Annotated in this window: 16 protein-coding genes; 13 read left to right on the top strand and 3 right to left on the bottom strand. The window is 60.9% G+C overall.

The window, feature by feature from the left end; all coding sequences use genetic code 11:
• The first annotated feature begins 38 nt into the window (after positions 1-38).
• The 5 genes from WKF55_10805 to WKF55_10785 all read left to right on the top strand — a co-directional run bounded on the left by WKF55_10805 (position 39) and on the right by WKF55_10785 (position 6,636).
• The gene (locus WKF55_10805; protein MEJ7760064.1) at positions 39-1,730 is read left to right on the top strand and encodes a ThiF family adenylyltransferase; all 1,692 of its coding nucleotides are present in this window, start codon (positions 39-41) and stop codon (positions 1,728-1,730) included.
• 725 nt (positions 1,731-2,455) lie between these two features.
• Complete coding sequence (locus WKF55_10800; GenBank protein ID MEJ7760063.1) at positions 2,456-2,803, top strand: hypothetical protein; 348 nt, start codon at positions 2,456-2,458, stop codon at positions 2,801-2,803.
• 286 nt (positions 2,804-3,089) lie between these two features.
• Complete coding sequence (locus tag WKF55_10795; GenBank protein ID MEJ7760062.1) at positions 3,090-3,755, top strand: hypothetical protein; 666 nt, start codon at positions 3,090-3,092, stop codon at positions 3,753-3,755.
• A 149-nt stretch (positions 3,756-3,904) separates the two neighbouring features.
• Positions 3,905-5,455, top strand: a complete 1,551-nt coding sequence (locus tag WKF55_10790; protein ID MEJ7760061.1) for a class I SAM-dependent DNA methyltransferase — start codon at positions 3,905-3,907, stop codon at positions 5,453-5,455.
• The gene (locus WKF55_10785) at positions 5,452-6,636 is read left to right on the top strand and encodes a restriction endonuclease subunit S (GenBank protein ID MEJ7760060.1); all 1,185 of its coding nucleotides are present in this window, start codon (positions 5,452-5,454) and stop codon (positions 6,634-6,636) included. Before WKF55_10790 ends, WKF55_10785 begins: the two co-directional genes overlap by 4 nt.
• Before the next feature lie 234 nt (positions 6,637-6,870).
• Here the strand turns inward: WKF55_10785 and WKF55_10780 are convergent, their stop codons facing one another.
• Positions 6,871-7,302 carry a hypothetical protein gene (locus WKF55_10780; GenBank protein ID MEJ7760059.1) on the bottom strand — a complete coding sequence of 144 codons (432 nt, stop codon included), beginning with the start codon at positions 7,300-7,302 and terminating at the stop codon, positions 6,871-6,873.
• On the bottom strand, positions 7,268-7,834 hold the full coding sequence (locus WKF55_10775; GenBank protein MEJ7760058.1) for a nucleotidyltransferase domain-containing protein: 567 nt from the start codon (positions 7,832-7,834) through the stop codon (positions 7,268-7,270). The genes WKF55_10780 and WKF55_10775 overlap by 35 nt, the downstream gene beginning before the upstream one ends.
• Positions 7,835-8,316: 482 nt before the next feature.
• On the opposite strand from WKF55_10775, the gene WKF55_10770 reads away from it, so the two are divergent.
• The 7 genes from WKF55_10770 to WKF55_10740 all read left to right on the top strand — a co-directional run bounded on the left by WKF55_10770 (position 8,317) and on the right by WKF55_10740 (position 17,949).
• Positions 8,317-11,733: a DEAD/DEAH box helicase family protein gene (locus tag WKF55_10770; protein ID MEJ7760057.1), complete on the top strand. Its 3,417-nt coding sequence runs from the start codon at positions 8,317-8,319 to the stop codon at positions 11,731-11,733.
• A gap of 282 nt (positions 11,734-12,015) precedes the next feature.
• Positions 12,016-12,300, top strand: coding sequence for a hypothetical protein (locus tag WKF55_10765; GenBank protein ID MEJ7760056.1), 285 nt, complete (start codon positions 12,016-12,018; stop codon positions 12,298-12,300).
• A 77-nt stretch (positions 12,301-12,377) separates the two neighbouring features.
• Positions 12,378-15,350, top strand: coding sequence for a protein kinase (locus tag WKF55_10760; GenBank protein ID MEJ7760055.1), 2,973 nt, complete (start codon positions 12,378-12,380; stop codon positions 15,348-15,350).
• A gap of 319 nt (positions 15,351-15,669) precedes the next feature.
• Positions 15,670-15,885 carry a type II toxin-antitoxin system HicB family antitoxin gene (locus tag WKF55_10755; protein ID MEJ7760054.1) on the top strand — a complete coding sequence of 72 codons (216 nt, stop codon included), beginning with the start codon at positions 15,670-15,672 and terminating at the stop codon, positions 15,883-15,885.
• Between the two features lie 43 nt (positions 15,886-15,928).
• Positions 15,929-16,246 (top strand): nucleotidyltransferase family protein, encoded by a 318-nt coding sequence (locus WKF55_10750; GenBank protein ID MEJ7760053.1) that lies wholly within the window; start codon positions 15,929-15,931, stop codon positions 16,244-16,246.
• Positions 16,227-16,565 (top strand): DUF86 domain-containing protein, encoded by a 339-nt coding sequence (locus WKF55_10745; protein ID MEJ7760052.1) that lies wholly within the window; start codon positions 16,227-16,229, stop codon positions 16,563-16,565. Before WKF55_10750 ends, WKF55_10745 begins: the two co-directional genes overlap by 20 nt.
• 274 nt (positions 16,566-16,839) lie before the next feature.
• The gene (locus WKF55_10740) at positions 16,840-17,949 is read left to right on the top strand and encodes a Fic family protein (GenBank protein ID MEJ7760051.1); all 1,110 of its coding nucleotides are present in this window, start codon (positions 16,840-16,842) and stop codon (positions 17,947-17,949) included.
• Between the two features lie 102 nt (positions 17,950-18,051).
• On the opposite strand, the gene WKF55_10735 is transcribed toward WKF55_10740, so the two are convergent.
• Positions 18,052-20,310, bottom strand: coding sequence for a DUF5916 domain-containing protein (locus tag WKF55_10735; protein MEJ7760050.1), 2,259 nt, complete (start codon positions 20,308-20,310; stop codon positions 18,052-18,054).
• Between the two features lie 124 nt (positions 20,311-20,434).
• On the opposite strand from WKF55_10735, the gene WKF55_10730 reads away from it, so the two are divergent.
• A partial coding sequence (locus tag WKF55_10730; GenBank protein MEJ7760049.1) for an amidohydrolase family protein occupies positions 20,435-21,455 on the top strand: 1,021 nt, incomplete at its 3' end.

The raw sequence follows: 21,455 nt of genomic DNA, 5'->3' as shown, positions 1-21,455 counted from the left end.
CTGTTTCGGCGTGGCTCCGAGAGCTTCCGGGTTCGGCCGTGCAACTCGGTTCTACCGAGTTGCGAGTATACGAGGGACGCGGATTTGTCGCTGGCTGGCGGTTCACGATTCAGTTCAGCGACGGCACACGGCGGCTTGATCTCCTCGTCGATGAATGGTTCCCGCGCTCCGCCCCTCGCGCGGCACTCATCGACCGACCGGATTTTCTGACGTGGCCACACGTCGAGCGCGACGGCGTCTTGTGTCTCCTGCCGGGTACGGCCGCAGTCGATCCGACAAATCCTGCGGGTGCTGCGCGTGTGACCATCGGCTCTGCGTGTGAGCTGATCGAAGAGTGCGTTGCAGGTTCCAATACCGACGACTTTCGACAGGAGTTTCTGTCGTACTGGAATTGGGCGCTGCCGGAGAAGCACGAGGCCTTCTACAGCCTTCTTGCTCCTGCGCAGCCGACAAGGGCAATTCGCGTGTGGAACGGGAAACCATTCGCCCTGCTGGCCGATTCGGATCAAGACATCTCGCGGTGGCTCACAAACCGTCGCGGTGAAAAGGATGTCGACGACTTGCCGTCTGGTGGACTCTTTCTCTGGCTGGATGCTGCGCTGACGCCCGCGGAGTACCCGGCCAGCGGGGGAGCTCTATTGGAACTGGTCCGGTCCGCAGGTGGAATCGAGATTCTCGAGCGGCTGGTGAAGGCGAATCCGAATCGGATCGTAATCGCGCTCGGCGCTCCCACGTCGAACGGACCATGCGTTGCCGTGGTGAGTGCGTGGCGTCCGCTTGCCAAAACCTATCCGAAGGGCCGCAGCCGGAACCCTGTCCAAGACGGGTTTAGGCCAGGCAAGATGCCCGCGCGGATGCTTATTCAGCGCTACGTTGCCGGAGGCCAAGTTGTATGGTCGCCGGTCGAGCGTGTCGACACCGACTGGATTCTCGGTCGAAATAAATCCGCTCACATTGAGCGCTTGCTCGCCGCCCGCGTTGTTGTTCTCGGCTGCGGCTCTGTTGGTGCCCCCGTGGCCTTGGCGCTGATTCAGGCCGGGGTGTCGAACATGACGCTGATAGATCCTGACAGCCTAAAATGGGCCAACACGACGCGACATCCCCTCGGCGCGTCATCCGTCGGCCGCAACAAGGCGGAAGCGCTCACCGAACATATCCGAAGGGATCATCCCCACGTTGGCGACATCTCGGCTCACCCCCGACGATGGCAAGACGTTATGCGTACGTCGCCTGACGTGTATTCAACGGCGACCCTGATCTTCAGCGCGATGGGCGATTGGGAGGCAGAGGGTGGATTGAACGAGTGGCACGTAGCGAGCGGCCGTCGATTTCCTATCGTATACGGATGGACCGAGCCTTTTGCTTGCGCGGGACATGCGGTAGCGATCTGCGGTGAGGGCGGCTGCTTCAATTGCGGCATGAGCAACGTGGGCGTTGCAGTATCGACCAGGACAAGCTGGAACGCTGCAACGGTTCGCCAGGAGCCCGCCTGCGGCGCGAACTACCAACCGTACGGCGCAGTCGCGCTTGGGCATGTCGTTTCTGCGATAGCAGGCGTGACTCTGACATACCTTACCCAGGACGTCTCGCAATCCTCGGAAGTGGTCTGGAGCGGCGAGGAGGAATTCCTCAAGGCGTGCGGCGGCTCTTGGACTGCAACCCCTGGGACAGCCAATTCGCTGGTTAAGCGGCCATGGGAACGGCGACCCGACTGCCCCACGTGTGCGTGATGCTCGAATACCCGATCGGAAGTTCGGGCCAAGTTCTCGTCTTGCCTGAGAAGGTCGTCCAGAAGTTCCGGAGATATAGACAGATGCGTTGGCGTCAACGGGAAGCGGGCGGACAGCTTTTTGCTCGCCTCTCCCTGTCCCACATCATCATCGAGGAGGCGACGGGACCACGTCGCACCGACAGACGTACGAGAACGAGTTACGTTCCCGATCGGGCGGCCGAACAACTAGAGATCGATAGCCGCCATGGCGAAGGCCTTCACTATGTGGGCGATTGGCACACGCACCCCGAGGCGCTTCCGGGTCCGTCTGGCCTCGACATCGCCAGCATCTCGGACTCAGTCTGCAGATCTAAACATGCGCTCAGCGGATTTCTGTTAGTGATCGTTGGCCAAGTTGAACCACCGGACGGTCTATTCGTCTCGGTCCATGATCGTTTCGGGAGCTTCTCGAGTCTCTCCCTAACGCGAACCCGACTTAGGCGCAATTGAGATCGGCCGTTGGTCTTGCACAAATCTCGGCAAGTCGGTTCAGTCGCGTCGACGACTTTCCAGCACTGTGGTAAAGCCTCCCCGTCAACCAGATCATCGAGAGGTAGATTCGGCGATCGACCTGGGCCTCGAGAGGTGGGTAAGAGGCGGGACCATCTCGCCGCGGATGAGCCTACCCGTTGCTTCTGCCCAAAGACCTCGTGTCCGCACTCGAGGCACACGCGGTCTAACGCGTTGGAGCAGTCGAACGCAGATCTGTCGGTACCGGCGGCTCCGCCGCCGCGTTTCATTGGAGCGTTCGCAGCTCAACGCAAGCGTTTATACAGCATCAGGAGCTTCCTGTTGATGGCACGTGTGGCCCGCGACTCTAATGATACGCTGCTCTGCCGCATCGGCGGCTTCACGCGCCTCCAAGAAGATTTGCTCACTGAGTGCTTCGCCGCGACACTTGCAAAGCGACAAGAAGGCGGCGAACGAATATTGGCGTCTTATCGCCACGAACTCACCACGACTGCGCAATCTTCGCGGTTGCATTGCAATTTCGACGCAGCATTCTTTCAAGGATCGAACAGCGCCCGTTGATATGCGCGTTGTTCGTCAGAAAAGGGTGCTGAACATTGAGCACAAGCTGTATGCGCCGCAGGGCCATAGACAACTGCCGCGGTACTTGGGACTTCCAAGGTCGATGCTGGGTTCGTGGCTTTCGTCAGCGCAGATTTTCGCAAAGTGGCTTAGGGTGTTGTGGATAACCCCAACTTGCGCTGAAACTGACTTGAGTCTTACTCTGTTGGTTGCTTCGTCTCTCACGCCTTCAACACCATGCACTGCCTTGAATGCGGTACGCCACGTACGCGCGGATCAGATTCTCATGAATGCCAAGGAATTAACCAAGAATGTCGGCCTTCTGTTTCGGTTGCGACCGAAACCATTCGGAAAAGACTCCCCAGGTCAATCTCTAGCTGAGGTTGATGACAAGTGGAGACTCGACAGCGTAATCCACAAACCAACTAGGATCCAGCTCACCAACACACGAACTGGACAACAGCTCAAACTGGAAGCAGACAACATAATGGAGCGTCGTAGTCCCGACTTCTTGATCCTACGATGCGAAGTAACAATTGGTCCGGACAGTGTGGATCTCGAACCTATTCATCGCGGATCGCCGTTAATACCGGAGAAAACTCGCAGACGTGAGGAGAAAGGTGAACGGCCTAAGTACATCAACCTGCCAGCCGGTTACGAGCGGCGCCTCAACTATCATCGGTATCGCATAGCCAAGGACTCCGCAGCGAAAGACGAGGACGGGGGGTATCGGTTCCCAGTGCGAGTCAAGGGTGTGAACAGTAATGTGCGTGCTTTCGAGGCAGAACTTATCAAGCGAATTGGGGTTTTCCCAACCATCACAAGAGTTTCCGACGGAGTCGGGGAGCTTGAATTTACTTACGTGGGATTCAATGATCCCGAGACGATTGAAAACTTGGCGATAAAGTATGGGCTCATCATTCTGCAATGCGGTAATCCATTCGCGATGTGAATTTGAGCAGCAACTTGCTTGGAGAGTTATGCGCGCCACGGACCTAGCACGGTTCCCGATCATCAACAACGGCTGACCCCGACGCCAGGCGCTGATTAACATCCCCAACAATTGGTGCGGCCAAGTGCCTAACAAGGAATGACCATGACATGATCACCGGCGCCATCAAGTCCCAAATCGACCAGATCTGGAACGCCTTCTGGTCGGGCGGCATCTCCAACCCACTTGAGGTGATGGAGCAGATCACCTACCTGCTCTTCCTCCGCCGTCTCGACGACCTGCACACGCTGGAGGAGAACAAGTCCGCCCGGCTCAAGGTCCCCATGGAGCGCCGCGTCTTCCCCACGGGCAAGGACGACATCGGCAGGAACGGCGGCCTCCCATACGAAGAGCTGCGTTGGTCACGCTTCAAGCACCAGGCGCCAGCGGAGATGTATGCGGTCGTTGGTGAGCATGTCTTCCCTTTCCTGCGCACGCTGGGCGGCGACGACTCCACCTACGCGCACCACATGAAGGACGCGCGCTTCACCATCCCCACTCCTGCGCTGCTGGCCAGAGTGGTTGACCTACTCGACGGTGTGCCGATGGAAGACCGCGACACCAAGGGCGACCTCTACGAGTACATGCTCGGCAAGATTGCCAGCGCCGGACAGAACGGCCAGTTCCGCACACCGCGCCACATCATCCGTCTCATGGTTGAGATGACGGCGCCGCAACCGACCGATCTCATCTGCGATCCGGCTTGCGGCACGGCGGGCTTCCTCGTGGCGGCGGGCGAGTATCTGCGTGAGCACCGGCCGAACCTTCTGCACGACACGAAGCTGCGCGATCACTTCCACCACCACATGTTCCACGGCTTCGATTTCGACAACACCATGCTGCGCATCGGCAGCATGAACATGCTGCTGCATGGGGTGGAGAACCCGGGCATCCGCTACCGCGACTCGCTGGCGCAGGATCACGCGGCCGACGAAGAGGCCTACACGCTGGTGCTCGCCAATCCACCCTTCGCCGGCAGCCTCGATTACGAGAACACCGCCAAGGATCTGCTTTCGATCGTCAAGACGAAGAAGACCGAGCTGCTTTTCCTCGCGTTGTTCCTGCGTCTATTGAAACCCGGCGGCCGCGCTGCTGTAATCGTACCCGACGGCGTTCTGTTCGGCTCGAGCAAAGCGCACAAGGAGTTGCGGCGACTGCTGGTGGAAGAGCAGAAGCTCGATGCGGTGGTGTCGCTTCCGGGCGGCGTATTCAAGCCCTACGCGGGCGTGTCCACCGCGATCCTGTTCTTCACCAAGACCAACTCCGGTGGCACCGATCAGGTGTGGTTCTACGATGTCAACGCCGACGGCTGGAGCCTCGACGACAAGCGCACTCCGCTACTGTCAGAAGACAAACTTGGTCCAGCGCCGCGCACTGCGCTGATTGAGGACGAGCAGACGAAGAACAACCTTCCCGACGTGCTGGCGCGCTGGGCGCGGCGAGACGGCGCCGAGCGCGAGCGGGCGCGCACTGCGCAGAGCTTCTGCGTGTCCAAGGCCGACATCGCTGCGCAGGGCTACGACCTCTCGCTCAATCGATACAAGGAAGTGGTGCATAAGGTGATCGAACACCGCGCGCCGAAGGAGATCCTTGCTGAGCTCGCGAAGCTGGAGGAGGAGATCACGCAAGGGATGAAGGAATTGGAGGGGATGCTCAAGTGACTGCGTGGAAAACCATTGCGCTTGGCGACCTCACAGAGTCTGTGGAGTATGGTGTAACCGCCTCGGCTTCGCAGCGGCCTGTCGGCCCAAAGTTCCTTCGCATTACAGACATTCAGGACGGCGCTGTGAATTGGGACAGTGTGCCATGGTGCGAGTGCGACGCGCGATCTGCATCCGATGCGCAGCTCAAGCCGGGCGACATAGTGTTCACGCGAACTGGCGCCACGACTGGGAAGAGTTTTCTCATCCGCGACTGTCCGAGGCAGACGGTGTTCGCGTCCTACTTAATTCGCGTCCGACTTGGACATACCGCAGAGCCGAGCTTCGTCAGTCGTTTCTTTCAAACCCCAAGCTACTGGGCACAGATCACGAAGAGTGCGCGGGGGCTCGCACAACCCGGGGTTAACGCGACGACGTTAAAAGCTCTTCGGGTGCCGCTTCCTTCCCTCCCTGAGCAGCGGCGAATTGCGGACGTGCTAGATCGGGCGGACGCGCTGCGGGCCAAGCGCCGCGCCACTCTCGCCCAACTTGACACCCTCACCCAATCAATCTTCCTCGACATGTTCGGCGACCCCGCCACGAATCCGAAGGGCTGGCCGGTAGCACCGCTTGCTGAGATGTGCAGCCTGTCTGGCGAGTACGGTGCGGGTGTAGCGTCGATGGAGTACGATTCAAATTTACCGCGGTACGTGCGGATAACCGATGTCACCGAGGGCGGCGAGCTTGCTGCAGAGAAGGTGTCACCGTCCGGCGATGCACGGGACTGGGAGCGCTATCTGCTCGATGCGGGCGACGTCCTGTTCGCCCGCTCGGGCGCGACGGTTGGCAAGACGTACATTCATCGGCCAATACACGGCGATTGTGTCTTCGCTGGCTACATGATTCGGTTTCGCCCGAAGGCCGACAAGTTGTCGGCCGAATACCTATTTGAGTTCACGCGCTCCGCTGCTTACCGCTCGTGGGTGTCAGTGCGCCAGCGCGTGGTTGCGCAACCCAATATCAACGCGCAACAGTATGGACGAGAGTTGCTGATCCCACGTCCACCAGTTTCTCTCCAGCATGAGTTTGCCAGTCGCGCGAGCGGAGTTAGCAGTCTGAAATCTGCTTACCGTGCCTCCCTCCTAGAACTTGACACCCTCTTCTCATCTCTCCAGCACCGAGCCTTCCGGGGAGAGCTGTAGCCGTGCCCGCCCTCGCGCCACTCTTCACAATCTCGCACCCGATCACGGCGTCACTCACCACCATCGAGCGGGCGCGCGATTTTTCGAGGGGGCAACTCGTCGAATACGCGGATCGAACGCATGAGCCAGCATGCGCTGCTGCTGGAGGCGCATCACACCACCCACATCGAAGTCAGGCCACGACTTCAAGCGCTTGTTTACGTTGAGCCTTTAGACCGCGACCGCGGCGCAATGTCAAACCGTGGGTCGCTCCTCGAATAGCTCTCTCGCCCACCGACAATACAATTCAGCGGTGTGCAGAATCCTGCGTCCATCTTCAATCGTGTAGTACGACCCCTGGTACGAAACGGTGTCTTTTTCGAGGAGGACCTTGCCGAGCTGTTTCGCTCGACCAGGTGGCAGCCGGGGACCGAGAATTGACCGTAATGTGTCGATCGCTCTCGCGTGGTCGTCGGTGCTCTTCCGCTCGCCATAGGCGATCGATAGCGCATCCGTGTAGCTGATTGAAGCATGTATAGCCAGCAAAGCGATAGCGTTCCCATAAGGCGCGCCCTCGTCGGCAACATCCGACAGTGCCTGCGCGCTGGCAAGGAACACCCGGCCGGCTTCGGCATAGTTCGCAGCCTGAGATCTATCTACTCTTCGCGTCGCTGTTCGCTTTACCATGCTTGAGTTCGAAAGGTATCTCGCCGCTGACCATCCGGCTGTATCGTATCGCGTTTATGAGGAAGTTGTTTTGATCGCGTAATTCAGTTCTCACCCGCTTGAGACTCATGACGACAGGTCGCACGTCTGTCCCAAACTCCCTGTGCCAGATCGGGAGGCATTCGGAAACATGATCGACCATCGGCTCGACGGACTTTTCCGTCTCCATCAGTATGAACACGTCGAGATCACTCCCGGGCTTGTCAGTCCCTTTCGCCGCACTTCCGAAAATCCATGCCGCGACTATCCCGAAGTTCCTCGTGGTGGGAGAGTTGATGGCGGTCTTTCCGAAAGATGCTAGTCCCTTGCGAATCGCCGCGAATAGCATGGTCGGCCATGTTGATTCCGCGGAGAACAAAGGCACAAGCGCTGCCTCGACCAAAGGGTGATCGCGATTGATCCGGCAGAGGAACTGTCGTCCTGATTCATCTCTGTGAATCAGGCGAAGCTTTGACAGGTCGTCGATGGCCGCCAGCATGGCTGTCCTGCTCATCCCCGTAAGTCGCGCAGCCTCGCGACCGGACACTGTCCGATCCTGCTGGATCAGCAAACGAAGCAGCCGCACCTTACTGGTAGAGCTAAGCGCAGTATCCAGGGGGTCGGTGAGCAGTCCCAGCGCGTCCTCTCGGTTGATGGCCTATAAATATGCCAAATGACCTATATCTAGGTCAAGTGTCACTCTTCGCTGTATTGGCCATTATTGCGATGTTCAGTTCGCCAGCCTGGCCCGTTCGGTATCGATATTATGAGAACTGTTATCCTGGAATAGCGCGTCGCGCTAATTTCGGATGACACCGCCTGATAAAAACGCAGCCAGCAAGGCGCTCACGGTGACTGCCGGAACGCACCAAGTTCAATCCGGGTTGTGACCGGCAACGAGTCGCCGCATGAAACAATGACAAGCTATGACACGGAGCTGTGCCAAGCTGTGACACCAAGCTCAGACACCGAGGGTGCGCGCCCGAGGCGAGGACCGTGACCCAGTTCGCCTTCCTCCAGCGCGAATGGCCGACTGTATTCGACTCCGCCACCAAGGCGGAAGCCGCAGTCCACGCCGATCCGCGCACGGCCTGCTTCTACTCCCGTCGCGCGCTCGAGCTGGCAGTGGCCTGGGTCTACAAGCACGACCCCGCGCTTAAGCTCCCCTACCAGGACAACCTCTCGGCGCTGATCCACGACCCGACCTTCAAACAGGCAGCGGGCGAAGCTGTATTCAGCAAAGCGCGCGTGATCAACTCGCTCGGTAATCGCGCAGTGCACAGCCACCGTGCAATCCCAACGGACGACGCGCTGGTTGCCGTGCGCGAACTCTTCCATGTGGCATACTGGCTCGGCCGAACCTATGGCCGCGTGGCGCGTCCGGCGCCCGGCCTGGTGTTCGACGCGAACGCGCTGCCCCGAGCGACTGCGGCGCCCAGGCAAACCGCGGAGCAGTTGCTTCAACTCGAAACCGCCCTGCGCGAGCGCGACGAGAAGCTCGCTGCGCTACTGGCTGACAAGTCCACGCTCGATGAAGAGCTGACGCGCCTGCGCGCGGAGGTAGCCGCCGCTCGCAAGTCGGCCACCGCGCAGCCCGATGCGCACGACTATTCCGAAGCCGAGACCCGCGACTACTTCATCGACCTGTTGCTGAAGGAAGCAGGTTGGCCGCTCGATCAACCGCGGGACCGGGAGTTTGAAATCGCCGGCATGCCCAATAACAAGGGCAAGGGCTTCGTGGATTACGTGCTATGGGGTGACGACGGCAAACCGCTGGGTTTGGTCGAAGCCAAGCGTACGCGTCGCGATGCGCGCGCGGGGCAGCAGCAGGCCAAACTCTACGCAGACTGCCTGGAGAAACAGTTCGGCCAGCGCCCGCTGATCTTCTACTCCAACGGTTACGACCACTGGTTGTGGGACGACGCCAACTACCCGCCACGCGCGGTGCAGGGTTTCTACAAAAAAGCCGAGCTGGAGCTTGTCATCCAGCGGCGCACGAGTCGCAAGCCGCTCGCGGGTGCCGATATCAATCCAACGATCGTCGAGCGCTTCTATCAGACGCGCGGCATTCGCCGCATCGCCGAGTCGTTCGAGCAGGATCACGACCGCAAGGCACTGCTGGTGATGGCCACCGGCGCGGGCAAGACGCGCACGGTGATCGCGCTCGCCGATCTGCTCATGCGCTGCAACTGGGCCAAGCGGGTGCTGTTCCTCGCTGATCGAGTAGCACTGGTGAATCAGGCGGTGAATGCATTCAAGCGGCACCTGCCCGATGCATCACCCGTGAACCTGGTCACGGAAAAGGACGGCGAGGGGCGCGTCTTCATCTCGACTTATCCGACGATGATGGGGAGGATCGATGAGACGCGCGAAGGACAGCGTCGCTTCGGCGTCGGTCACTTCGATCTCATCATCATCGACGAAGCACATCGTTCGGTGTTCCAGAAATACCGCGCGATCTTCGACTACTTCGATTCGCTGCTGGTCGGGCTTACGGCAACACCAAAGGACGAAGTGGATCGCAATACCTACGGGCTGTTCGATCTCGAAGATGGCGTACCTACAGATGCGTACTCGCTCGGGGAAGCAGTGGGCGATGGTTTTCTCGTTCCGCCAAGAGCTGTTTCGGTGCCGCTCAAGTTCCAGCGTGAAGGAATCATGTACGACGAGCTGTCGGAGGACGACAAGGACCAGTGGGACGCGCTGGAATGGGATGAAGACGGCGACGTGCCGGATCGTGTTGAGGCCCAGGCGGTCAACAAGTGGCTCTTCAACAAGGACACCGTGGACAAGGTGCTCGCGCACCTCATGACACGCGGTCTGACGGTCGCGGGTGGCGACCGTCTCGGCAAGACTATCCTGTTCGCAAAGAACCAGGCCCACGCCGACTTCATTGCCGACCGTTTCAATGTGAACTACCCGCACTACAAAGGCGAGTTCGCGCGCGTCATCACGTTCAAGACCGAGTATGCACAAAGCCTGATCGACAATTTCTCGAACAGGGAGAAATCGCCGCACATCGCGTTGTCGGTGGACATGCTCGACACGGGCATCGATGTGCCGGAGGTCGTGAACCTCGTGTTCTTCAAGCTGGTTCGGTCGAAGACCAAGTTCTGGCAGATGCTCGGCCGTGGAACACGGCTCTCCCCGCACCTGTTTGGCCCCGGGCAGCACAAGCAGTTTTTCTACCTGTTCGATTACTGCCAGAACCTCGAGTATTTCGGCCAGAATCCTGACACCACCGACGGGTCAGTTGGCGCATCACTTGGCAAGCGTCTGTTCACGACTCGCCTCGAGCTTATCGGCGAGCTGGACAAGACCCCCGATGGTGAAGCGTCGCGAATTCTCGTGAAGGAACCGCCGGCCACCTACGGGGATCCTCGCAGCGGTGCACAGGTGCGGCGGTCTGTTAGCGAGCGACTTCACAACGAAGTGGCAGCGATGAACCTCGATAACTTTGTGATTCGCCCGCAGCGCCGGGTGGTTGAAAAATACGCCAGGCCGGAGGCGTGGACGGTGCTTTCCGCCGAGTCGTTGTCGGAGCTTGCGCAGGAAGTCGCGGGACTACCGTCGGAGCGTGAAGCAGAGGCCGAAGAGGCGAAGCGCTTCGATCTATTAATACTCTACCTGCAACTGGCACGCCTTCGCGCCGAGCCGAGGTTCGAGCGGTTGCGCGATAAGGTCATTGCGATTGCAGAACTGCTGGAAGAAAGACCCGCAATTCCCATGGTCCGGGACCAAATGGCGCTGATTCAGGAGGTGCAGACCGACGAGTGGTGGGAGGATGTCACGGTCCCGATGCTTGAGATCGTTCGCCGGCGGATGCGCGATCTCGTGAAGTTCATCGACAAGCAGAAGCGCAAGCCGATCTACACCGATTTCGCGGATGAGATGGGTGGCGAGACTGACGTGGTACTTCCTGGATTCGGGGAAGGCACGGACTACGCGAAGTTCAGGGCGAAGGCGCAGGCGTTTCTGCGTGCGCATCAGGATCACGTCGCGATTCACAAGCTGCGGTCGAACAAGGCACTCACGGTGTCGGATCTCGACGAGCTCGAGCGGATGCTTGTCGAGAGCGGAATTGGCGCGGCTGACGAGATTGGTCGCGCGAAGAGCGAATCGCAGGGCCTTGGCTTGTTCGTGCGGTCGCTTGTTGGGATGGATCGCGAGGCGGCGAAGAGTGCGCTGGGCGGATTTCTGAACGGTAAGACCTGGAGTGCGAGCCAGATCGAGTTCGTGAATCTGATCGTAAACCACCTCACCGAGCATGGCGTGATGGAGGCCGCGCGGCTCTACGAGTCGCCGTTCACCGACCTGACGCCGCACGGGCCGGACGGGCTGTTCAGCACTGCTCAGATTGATGCGTTACTGGCGGCACTTGCGGCTGTGAGGGCGACAGCGGTCGCGGCGTAGGTCGGGCACCTCGACCGGACTATTCGACCCTTTCGGTGAGGCCCTTACTCCCGCCGATCACACCAGAAGACACGATTACGCATCTGTGTCTGGGCCCTGCCAGAACATCCTCGTCGCCACCCCTCAGAGGGTGACAGAATTTAGAGAAACAGGGTGACATCTTATAGAGAACTCACAATAGGTAACACTTTCGGGCAACGCCGCGGATATTGAGAAGCTGCGGATTGGCCTCGAAGTCATTGTCGCTTACAAAGCGGGCATCGCTGTTTTCGGGAGTGTGAAATGAGGCGCACGAAAAGACAGGTCGAGAAGAATCTCAAGCTTGCTCACCTTCCTGATGATGCATTTATGCATCTATTAACTGAGGTGGGCGATAGCGATATCGTCGGTGGACCGCCGCTGGAGGGCGCTCGAGTTTACAGTCCGGAAGAAATCAGCCAGGCAGTCGTCGACGGCAGTGTTGGCAACCTTCTGGCTGAGGCACGAAACGAAGCGGGGCGCTCGTTGGCGGATCTTGGACACAGAGGTGGTGTGTCGCGAGCGGAGGACATTTCTACTGAACGTTGACATCGAGCACCCGGCGGCTGGCTTCCCCGGAAACCCCGCCGCAAATTGACCAGCCTCATCACCTGGCCATGCCCACCTTGTCACAAGCAACTCCCGACAGACTCGCAAGCCTCCTCGCCGACCGCTACCGGATCGAAAGCGAGCTCGGGCGCGGCGGCATGGCCACGGTCTACCTGGCGAAGGACCTCAAGCACCGGCGTGATGTCGCAATAAAGGTCCTCAAACCCGATGTCGCTGCCGCGATCGCCCACGACCGCTTCCTGCTCGAGATCGAGATCGCGGCACAACTGAACCACCCGCACATCGTCGCGCTGTTCGACTCGGGTGTCGAGGGCGACACGCTCTTCTACGTGATGCCATACATCAAAGGCGAGTCACTCCGGGCGCACCTCAACCGGCTGAAAACCCTTCCGCTCGACGAAGCGCTGCGTCTAACGCGCGAGATCGCCAGCGCGCTCGCGCACGCTCACCGGCACGGAATCGTCCACCGCGACATAAAGCCGGAGAACATCCTGCTCGCCGACGGCATCGCCGTCGTCGCCGATTTCGGAATCGCCAGAGCAATGACAGCGGCAGTAGAGCCCGAGGCTGCCGGCTTCACTAAATCGGGACTCGTCGTCGGCACCCCGCACTACATGAGCCCGGAGCAGGCGACGGGAGACACGGTAGATGGTCGCTCGGACATCTATTCCCTGGCTTGCGTCCTCTTCGAGATGCTCGCCGGCAGGCCACCTTTCCCCGGAACACAGGGTATAGCAGTCCTCGCGGCGCACGTCGCAACGCCGGCTCCCGCCATCACGGACCTCACTCCGTCGGTCCCGGGAGCGGTTTCAGACACTATCGCGAGAGCGCTCTCGAAAAACCCGGACGATCGTCAGGCAACAGCAGTGCGATTCGCCGAAGCATTGTCGGCGGCAGCGACGGCACGTTATTCGACTATGCCCGAGTCGCTGGCCATGGTCGGCCGGCCGCCGAACAACATCCCTCACCAGCGGACACGTTTCATCGGTCGGGAGAAGGAAATTCGGGAGTGCGCCGACATGCTGCGCGAGACGCGCATGCTCACCCTGACGGGCATCGGTGGCTCAGGTAAAACCCGGCTCGGCCTCGCAATCGCGCAAAGCCTGCTTCCCGACTTTCCCGACGGTGTCTGGGTAGTCGATCTCGCCCCGTTGAGCGAAGCTGTGCTTCTACCCGCGACGATCGCATCGATGCTCCGGCTGCCCGAAACTCCGGGCAAGGAGTCTCTCGATGTCGTCCGCGAGCATCTGGCAGGAAGAAAAACACTCCTCGTCCTCGACAACTGTGAGCATCTGATCGATGCGTGCGCTGACGTCGCGGACACGCTTCTCGCCTCGTCCGCATCGGTGGCTATCCTTGCGACAAGTCGCGAAGGGCTCGGAATAAGTGGCGAGCGGATTGTGGCGGTGAAGCCGCTTGCGCTCCCGCCGCGCGGGAAGACGATCGATGCGGCACAGCTGTCGAACGTTGAATCCGTCAGGCTCTTCACGGACCGCGCAGTAATGGCCTCCCCAGGATTCTCGTTAACGGAAGCAAACGCGGAAGCGATCGCGGAGATCTGCAGGCGGCTGGATGGAATTCCTCTGGCGATCGAGCTTGCTGCCGCGCGCACTAGAGTGCTCAGCGCCGAACAGATCAGGGCGCGTCTCGACGACAGGTTCCGGCTCCTCTCCGGCTCAAGCCGCGGCGTAATGCCGCGGCACCAGACGCTTACCGCGACAATCCGGTGGAGTTACGAGCAGCTCCCCGAAGACGAGCGGCGCCTTTTCAGGTTCTTCTCGATCTTCGCCGGGGGCTGGACTCTCTCGGCGGGGATGGGCATGTGCGAACCGGGCGCCGACGAGTTTGCGGTACTCGAGACGGTCGGACGACTTGTCGACAAGTCACTCGTGATCGTCCAGCCTGAGGAAGGGTCCGACGAAACCCGCTACGGGATGCTCGAGACGGTGAGCCAATATGGGCGCGAGCGTCTCATCGATGCCGGCGAGCTGGAGAATGCGCGCGCACGGCATCTCGCAGTTTTCACCGCGCTCGCTGAGGCGGCGTATGCTGAGCGGAATACGCGAGAGAGTTTCTGGGCTCCGAAACTCGAGGCGGATCATGACAACCTGCGGAACGCGCTTGATTCCGCACGGGATGGCGGGCCCGAAACACACCTCAGGCTGGCCGGGGCTCTCGGATGGTTCTGGTGGGCACGCTCTCATCTGGGCGAAGGCCGTGAGCACATGACGGCGGCGCTGGCTGAGCCGGGTCCTCCATCGCGCTCGCGCGCCCGCGCACTATGGGGAATGGCATTGATGGTTGGATGGCAGGGAGACGGAGCCGGCTCGCTGAGATTCATGCGCGAGGCGGTCGAGATGTGGAGCTCGGCCGGCGATCCCGGGGAAGTTTCGCTCGCGCTCGAAGGGATTGGCTGGGCGCAATTCCTGGCGAACGATTACGATGCAGCCGAAGTCACTCTCATTGAATGCCTGCGCACTCAGGAGGAGCAGAAGGATCCGGCCATGATCGTCCGCGCAAAGGTAGCGCTCGCGCAGGTGAAGGTCGCCCTGTCGAAGGTTGGCGAAGCCCGTCGCCTTTCCAAGGAAATTCTGGCTTTCGCCAGCGCGCACAGCGACCAGAGGAGCGAACATTTCGGATGGCATTTCCTCGCGGACTGCGCGCTCATCGAGGGTGATTGCGCGAAGAGCCTCGGCTTGTATGGGAAAAGCCTCGTGCTCGCACAAGCACTCGGCGACAGGCTGGAGATGAGTTTCGATGTTCAGGGAGTCGGGATGTCGTTGGCCGGGCTTGGTTACAATCCTGATTCTCTGCCTCTCGTTGCTGCGGCGAAATCCGAATGGCAGCGAATCGGCGTCGAGGTGCAGGGAACTTTCTGGAATGTTCTTCTCGACCGTTATATCGGAAACCCCTCGCTCGACGAGGGCAATGTCCAACCTGCCTCGGCAGAGGGAGCCAGCCTGGGGTTCGAGGAGGCAGTCGCCGCGGCAGTGCGGCTGAGCTCCGGGGGAGCGCGACCGACGGCTTGATTCCCTGCCTCATGACGTATATACCAGCGGGTGATTTCCGCTCGTCGACAACGACAACCCCGCTCACGACCGCGTCGCTGAGGTGCTTCGCAATTCTGTCCGGAAGAAGAGACGCATAGTCACCACGAATCCGTGAGCCGGACAAGCTGCACACCCCGCCCCTATTGGGAATTACTCTCTTAACCAAGAGGACACGTCTACTGAACGCACCAGAGGACATTTCTACTGAACGTTGACATCTGGCAACGATGACGTTGCGCCACGTACATTGAAGAGCATACTCACGCAGGCGCATCGAGTGCTCACGGGAGGACGACTTATGAGCCGATATCTAGTAATCATCGAGGAATCAGCAACGGGGTACTCCGCATTTCTTCCTGATCTTCCCGGCTGCATTGCAACCGGATTTACTCGCGAAGAGGTAGAGAAGACGATGCGCGAAGGCGTTGCATTTCACCTTGAAGGATTGCGCGAATCAGGCGAGCCGGTGCCTCCACCGCGATCAAGCGCGACTTACGTGGACGTCGCGGCGTAACCCGGGGCCCCCAGATTCCTGACGCTTGGGGCTAGATTTGGGTATGATCGCGTCCGTGCCCTCCCGCTCCGATGTGCAGGCCCGCCTGACGAGCGCCCAAGCCGAGATTCTCGGGTTGGGGGTGCAGCGCCTGGCGCTATTCGGGTCGGTTAGACGCGACGCGGCGCGCCTCGACAGCGACGTCGACCTGTTGGTGGAATTCGTCCCCGGTCAGAAGTCCTACGACCACCTCATTGCGCTCGGCGACCTCCTCGAGCGCGTGCTTGGCCATCGCGTCGAGCTGGTGACCCCGGAGTCGTTGTCCCCCTTCCTGAAGCCGCACATCCTCGCGGAAGCCATGGATGTCGTACGAGCCGCGTGAGTTCCTGCGGCACATTCTTGCTGAGGCAGACTATCTCGTCGGCGTGAGCGCCGGGTTGTCACGCGCGCAGTTGGAGGAGGACCCCACGGTCCAACGCGCCGTCGTGCGAAGTATCGAGATCATCGGCGAGGCCACCAAGCGGGTGCCGGCGGACATTCGCGAAGCGAATCCGGATGTGCAGTGGCGCTCCATGGCGCGGATGCGGGATCGCCTCGTCCACAACTACTTCGGGGTCGACCTCGACATCGTCTGGGATGTGTTACAAACCAAGATTCCGGCGCTCCGAGATCAAGTACGGCGGATTCTGGACGCGAGCTAACGATGGCTGCCACTCGGGCGTTAGGCTGACAGACCACCAACCGTTAACACGCCGGTCTCAATGGACCTCCCGCCGATCACACCAGAAGACGCGATTACGCATCTGCGTCTGGGCCCCGGGCGTGAACAACCTGGGAGCATGGGGCGGTCGGTGGGCGTTTTTGGAGTACCGATGGCTGATCGACGGTCGATTGATATCGAAAAGACGCCGATACTATGCATGTCTCTCACAATATGTATAGATTTTTTGATTTTCTATACATATCATTATGGATATGCATAGACCTTTGACCAAGACACGGGTGCCAACTCAACCGCTCCATCACCTGAAGCCGGAGCGCTTCGAAACAGTCGGCGTGCTCAAGGCGCTGGCGGGAGCTAACCGGCAGCTCGCTGAGCTGAAAGGGGTCTCCGCGTCGATCCCCAACCAGAACATCCTCGTAGCCACCCTCGGCATGCAGGAGGCAAAAGACTCCTCGGCCATCGAGAACATTGTCACTACTCATGACGAGCTTTTCCGGGATGCTCTCATGCCCGAAAGCGGTGCGAGCCCGGCGGTGAAGGAAGTCCTCCGCTACCGTCAGGCGCTGGTAGTTAGTTTCGAAGAAGTGCGAAAAACAGGCGTGCTCAGCAACAACCACATCCTCCGCATCCAGGCAGCACTGGAAATGAACGAGGCTGGTTTCCGAAAAGTGCCAGGAACCACACTCAAGAACGAACGCGGCGCAGTGGTCTACACTCCGCCTCTGCCGGACCGCATCCTGCCCATGATGTCCGACCTCGAACGATTCATGAATGAGGAGCGGCTAGCCGTCGATCCGTTGATCCGAATGGCGCTCATTCACCACCAGTTCGAGACCATCCACCCTTTCTACGACGGGAATGGTCGCACAGGGCGAATCATCAACGTGCTCTACCTGGTGAAGGAAGGCCTGCTCGATGTGCCGGTTCTCTACATGAGCCGGTACATCATCCGCACGAAGGATGAATACTACCGGCTCCTTCAATCTGTGCGGGAACACGATGCGTGGGAGGAGTGGGTGACTTACATGCTCACTGCAGTGGCGGAGTCTGCACGCGATGGCATCAGGACCGTGGCAGACATCAAGAGCCTGCTTCTCGACTACAAGCATCGAATCCGTCAGGAGCTACCGAAGATCTACAGCCAGGATTTGATCAACAACATCTTCTCGCATCCATACACGAAGATCCAGTTTGTTGAAGATGACCTCGGCGTCTCGCGACTGACGGCGACGAAGTATCTCGACAAGCTCTCCGCCGCAGGATTCCTCGTGAAGGAGAAAGCGGGGCGTTCGAGCTTCTACCTCAACATGGCGCTCTACGACATTCTCACTGCTCCCGGCATGCAGGGGCCGGTGCGATGAGATTGCAATACGAATCGGATGATATGCCGCGAACTGGAATAATGACGCACCAGTTTACGTCACATGAAACATTGGGCGGTGGTGCAGCTACGCTGGGAAGCGTCAGAAGGCAGTCATGTGCGTGACCTTCAGCGCCAGCACGCGCTCGTTGCGCACCCAGCTCCTGGTGTCCTGCCGCTCGGTGTACACCAGGTAGACATCGCTCAGCGGACGATAGCGGAAGTTGATGCGCGCGTTCGTCACGAAGGCCCGCGTCTGGCTGTTGTACTGCGTGTACGCGCTGCCGAACAGGCTCGTGGACCATGCGTATCGTACACGCAGGCTGGCCAAGTCAGCAGTGAACGCGCCCGCACCGCGCGTCACGTCGTTGCGCTGAGCCGAGCCTTCGAGGCTGAGGTTGTATAGCACCCGCCAGACGAGGCTCGTCGTCGCCGCGCGCCGCGTGCCGTCGTAAAAGCCGCCCGCCGTCGCGCTGAGGGTGGCGGACAGCGGCCGACCGTCGCCCGTGCTGTAGTGCGCCGTCGCGTCGCGCCACGCATAGCTCCCGGCCGTGATCACCTGTCCCGGATAGATGGTGAACGGGGCGTCGAGCCGGTCGAACTCATCCGACAGCTCCACCCCTACCTGACCCTCCGGGCGAAAGGAGAGGTTCAGGCCGGCCTGGAGCGAGCGCGATTGCATCTCGTTCGACAGGTCGGTGATGTAGTCTGCCTGCACATACGGATTCACCTCCTGCGTGAGCGGCAGCGTGGGGCGTGCGTGCACGCCGGTGGTGGCGAAGAACTGCTGCATGCCACGTCGCCGCACGAAGCCGAGACCGGGATCGAATCGGTCGGACACGCGCTTCCACATCGCCGAGCTGTTCCACAGCCGGCCGCGATAGCCCAGCGATGTGCGAGCCGCGTAGCCGTCCGCGCTGTCACCCTGCGCATCGCTGGCGGCGACGTACGAGTTGATCACCATGTTCGGGATGGGGCGCAGGTTGGCATCGGCGCCGTAACTGCGATTGTAGCTCCCGTTACCGGATCGGCTCGAGACGAGGACGCCAACGTCGGAATTGCCGAACACGTTGCGGCGCGCACGGCCCACGGCGAACTGCTCGCCGGGAATCGTGTCGAGCGAGCGGGTCTGCATGCCCAGCAGTCCCACGTTCCACTCGCCGGCCCGACCCGACAAGCGTCCTCCTCCAACAATGGGGACGGGACGGCCGTCGGGCGTGATGCCGATGCGCCGCGAGTTGAAGAGGGTGAAGTCGCGGAGCGTGGCGCCCGTGCGAAAGTTGCGCTCCTCCACGTCGCCGAAAGTGAACGCGCCGGCGTTCTCGATGAAGAAGTCGCGCCGTTCGGGGAAGAAACGGGAGAAGCGAGTGAGATTCACCTGCTCCTGGTCGACCTCCACCTGGGAGAAATCGGTGTTGTACGTGAGATCGAGAGTCAGTGCCGGTGTCACACCATACTTGAGATCTCCGCCCACGTCGGACTTCGTGCCGTACGCGCCGGGCAGCACCTGTGCTCCCTGCGCATTCGACGCCACGATGTACGGCTTGATCTGGAGATTGCGCCCCTGCCGCAGCCCCTGAAGGCCGGTGAGGGTACCCGCCTTCGACATGCGATGCACGCGATACTGTCGCTCCAGGGGCGACCAGTACGAGGACTCGTTCACCCGCCGCACGCGTCTCAGGAAGTTGAGTCCCCAGTCCTGCACATCGCGCGTGCCGTCGAAGCGCAGGGTGCGCAGGGGGATCGCCATTTCCACGGTCCACGCCGAATCGCCAGAGGGCATGCGTACGTTCGCCGTACGCACGTCGATCACACCTTCCCATGCCTCAACGATCGTCCGCGAATCGTCGTAGGTCTGCTCATCGCGAACTGCGCCCTTCGGGTTGACGATGAAGAGGAAGGAATTCCGCCGGTCCCCGTATGTGTCGAGTGCGACGGCGAATACGTCGCTGTTCGACGACGCGAAGTCGCGCTGAATCCCCGCCGTGATGGCGCGGCCCGGCGTGGGGTCGTAGTTGATCGAGCTCACGTACAGATGGTCGGCATCGTACAGCACGCGAACGACCGTGCGGTAGAGCGCCTTTGCGCCCGTAGTGGGCAGCTGCTGCACGAAGTCGGTCGCCGAATCGGCGCGCAGCCATTCCAGCTCGTCGGGCCGACCGTCGATCACGGGAGGGAGGGACGTGCGCACCGCGTGCATCGTCGGCCTCGGTGCACGCTCCGGATCGATGGGGTAGTCGCGCACCGGCGACGCCACAACTTCATCGCCCTGCTGGGCGCCGGCTGCCACCGGAAGGGTGGCTGCGCCCAGTAAGAGCATCGTGAGCAGCGCGGGGAGGGTCAGTGTGGTGGGCGTAGGCAAGGCGATCAGCGTGCGGCGGGGGACGACGGGGGAAGGGCGAAACCTAGACGGCTCCTCGCGCTTTTCACATGCGTGGGCGATTTTGGGAACCGCCCGTGATTCTCCTGCCGCCCATCGAGCTCCCATGACCCGTTCTCGTATCCTGATCGCCGCGAGCCTCCTGTCAATCGTCGCGCTCCCTGCACCGGCGCAGTCCACCAGCGCTGGGACGGTTGTCATCCGCACGGCCACGCTGATCGACGGCACGGGCGCCGTTCGTCGCAACATGGATGTGGTCGTGCGCGACGGCCGCATCGAGGCGGTGCGCGCCCGCGCCGGACGCGCCGACATCGACCTCGGCAGCCGAGTGCTGGCGCCGGGACTGATCGACACACATGTGCATCTGGGCTGGTACGTGACGGCGAAAGGCAAGCTGCATCAGGCCAATGACGGAGACGACGAACGCACCGCGATCCTGAACGCTGCCGGCAACGCGCAGCGGATGCTGCAGGCGGGCTTCACCACGGTGCAGAGCGTCGGAGGGCCGGAGGACGCACCGGTACGCGACGCCGTTGCACGCGGGGTGCTCGCGGGCCCCCGGATCGTCACCTCGCTCGGTTCGCTCAGTGAGCGCGCCGGTCCGCCCGACTCCGTGCGCATGATCGTGCGGCGATTCAAGGAGCAGGGCGCCGACGTGATCAAGATCTTCGCGTCGAAGAGTATCCGCGATGGCGGCGGACAGACGATGACCCAGGAGCAGCTCGACGCGGCGTGCGGCGAGGCGAAGGCGCTGGGCCTTCGTTCCATCGTCCACGCCCATGCCGCTTCGGCCGCGAAGGCGGCGGTGCGCGCAGGATGCACACAAGTGGTCCACGGCGTGCTCGTCGACGACGAAGCGCTTCGCATGATGGCGGCGGCAGGCACCTGGTTCGAGCCGCAATGCGAGCTGGTGAACCGCAACTACCTCGATCACAAGGAACGCTTCCGCGGCATCGGCAACTACAACGACGCGGGGTTCGCGGCGATGGAGAACGCGCTCGTGTTGCGAAAGGCGCTCGTGAAGCGCTACCGCGCGACGCCCGGGCTCAAGGTGGTGTATGGCACCGATGCCGTGGCCGGCGCGCACGGACAGAACGGGCGTGACCTCGTCTGCCGCGTCCGCGACA

It is taken from the genome of Gemmatimonadaceae bacterium, assembly GCA_037721215.1.
Taxonomy (GTDB): Bacteria; Gemmatimonadota; Gemmatimonadetes; order Gemmatimonadales; family Gemmatimonadaceae; genus UBA4720.
Note: the sequence above shows the minus strand (reverse complement) of the source record. Positions and strands in the feature narration are given on the sequence as shown.

What these genes read in the sequence shown, in the direction of transcription:
- WKF55_10795 (MEJ7760062.1), top strand. Translation starts at nt 3,090, where the DNA reads ATGAATGCCAAGGAATTAACCAAGAATGTCGGCCTTCTGTTTCGGTTG.
- WKF55_10790 (MEJ7760061.1), top strand. Translation starts at nt 3,905, where the DNA reads ATGATCACCGGCGCCATCAAGTCCCAAATCGACCAGATCTGGAACGCC.
- WKF55_10780 (MEJ7760059.1), bottom strand. Translation starts at nt 7,302, where the DNA reads ATGGTAAAGCGAACAGCGACGCGAAGAGTAGATAGATCTCAGGCTGCG.
- WKF55_10775 (MEJ7760058.1), bottom strand. Translation starts at nt 7,834, where the DNA reads ATGAGCAGGACAGCCATGCTGGCGGCCATCGACGACCTGTCAAAGCTT.
- WKF55_10765 (MEJ7760056.1), top strand. Translation starts at nt 12,016, where the DNA reads ATGAGGCGCACGAAAAGACAGGTCGAGAAGAATCTCAAGCTTGCTCAC.
- WKF55_10755 (MEJ7760054.1), top strand. Translation starts at nt 15,670, where the DNA reads ATGAGCCGATATCTAGTAATCATCGAGGAATCAGCAACGGGGTACTCC.
- WKF55_10750 (MEJ7760053.1), top strand. Translation starts at nt 15,929, where the DNA reads ATGATCGCGTCCGTGCCCTCCCGCTCCGATGTGCAGGCCCGCCTGACG.
- WKF55_10745 (MEJ7760052.1), top strand. Translation starts at nt 16,227, where the DNA reads ATGTCGTACGAGCCGCGTGAGTTCCTGCGGCACATTCTTGCTGAGGCA.
- WKF55_10740 (MEJ7760051.1), top strand. Translation starts at nt 16,840, where the DNA reads ATGCATAGACCTTTGACCAAGACACGGGTGCCAACTCAACCGCTCCAT.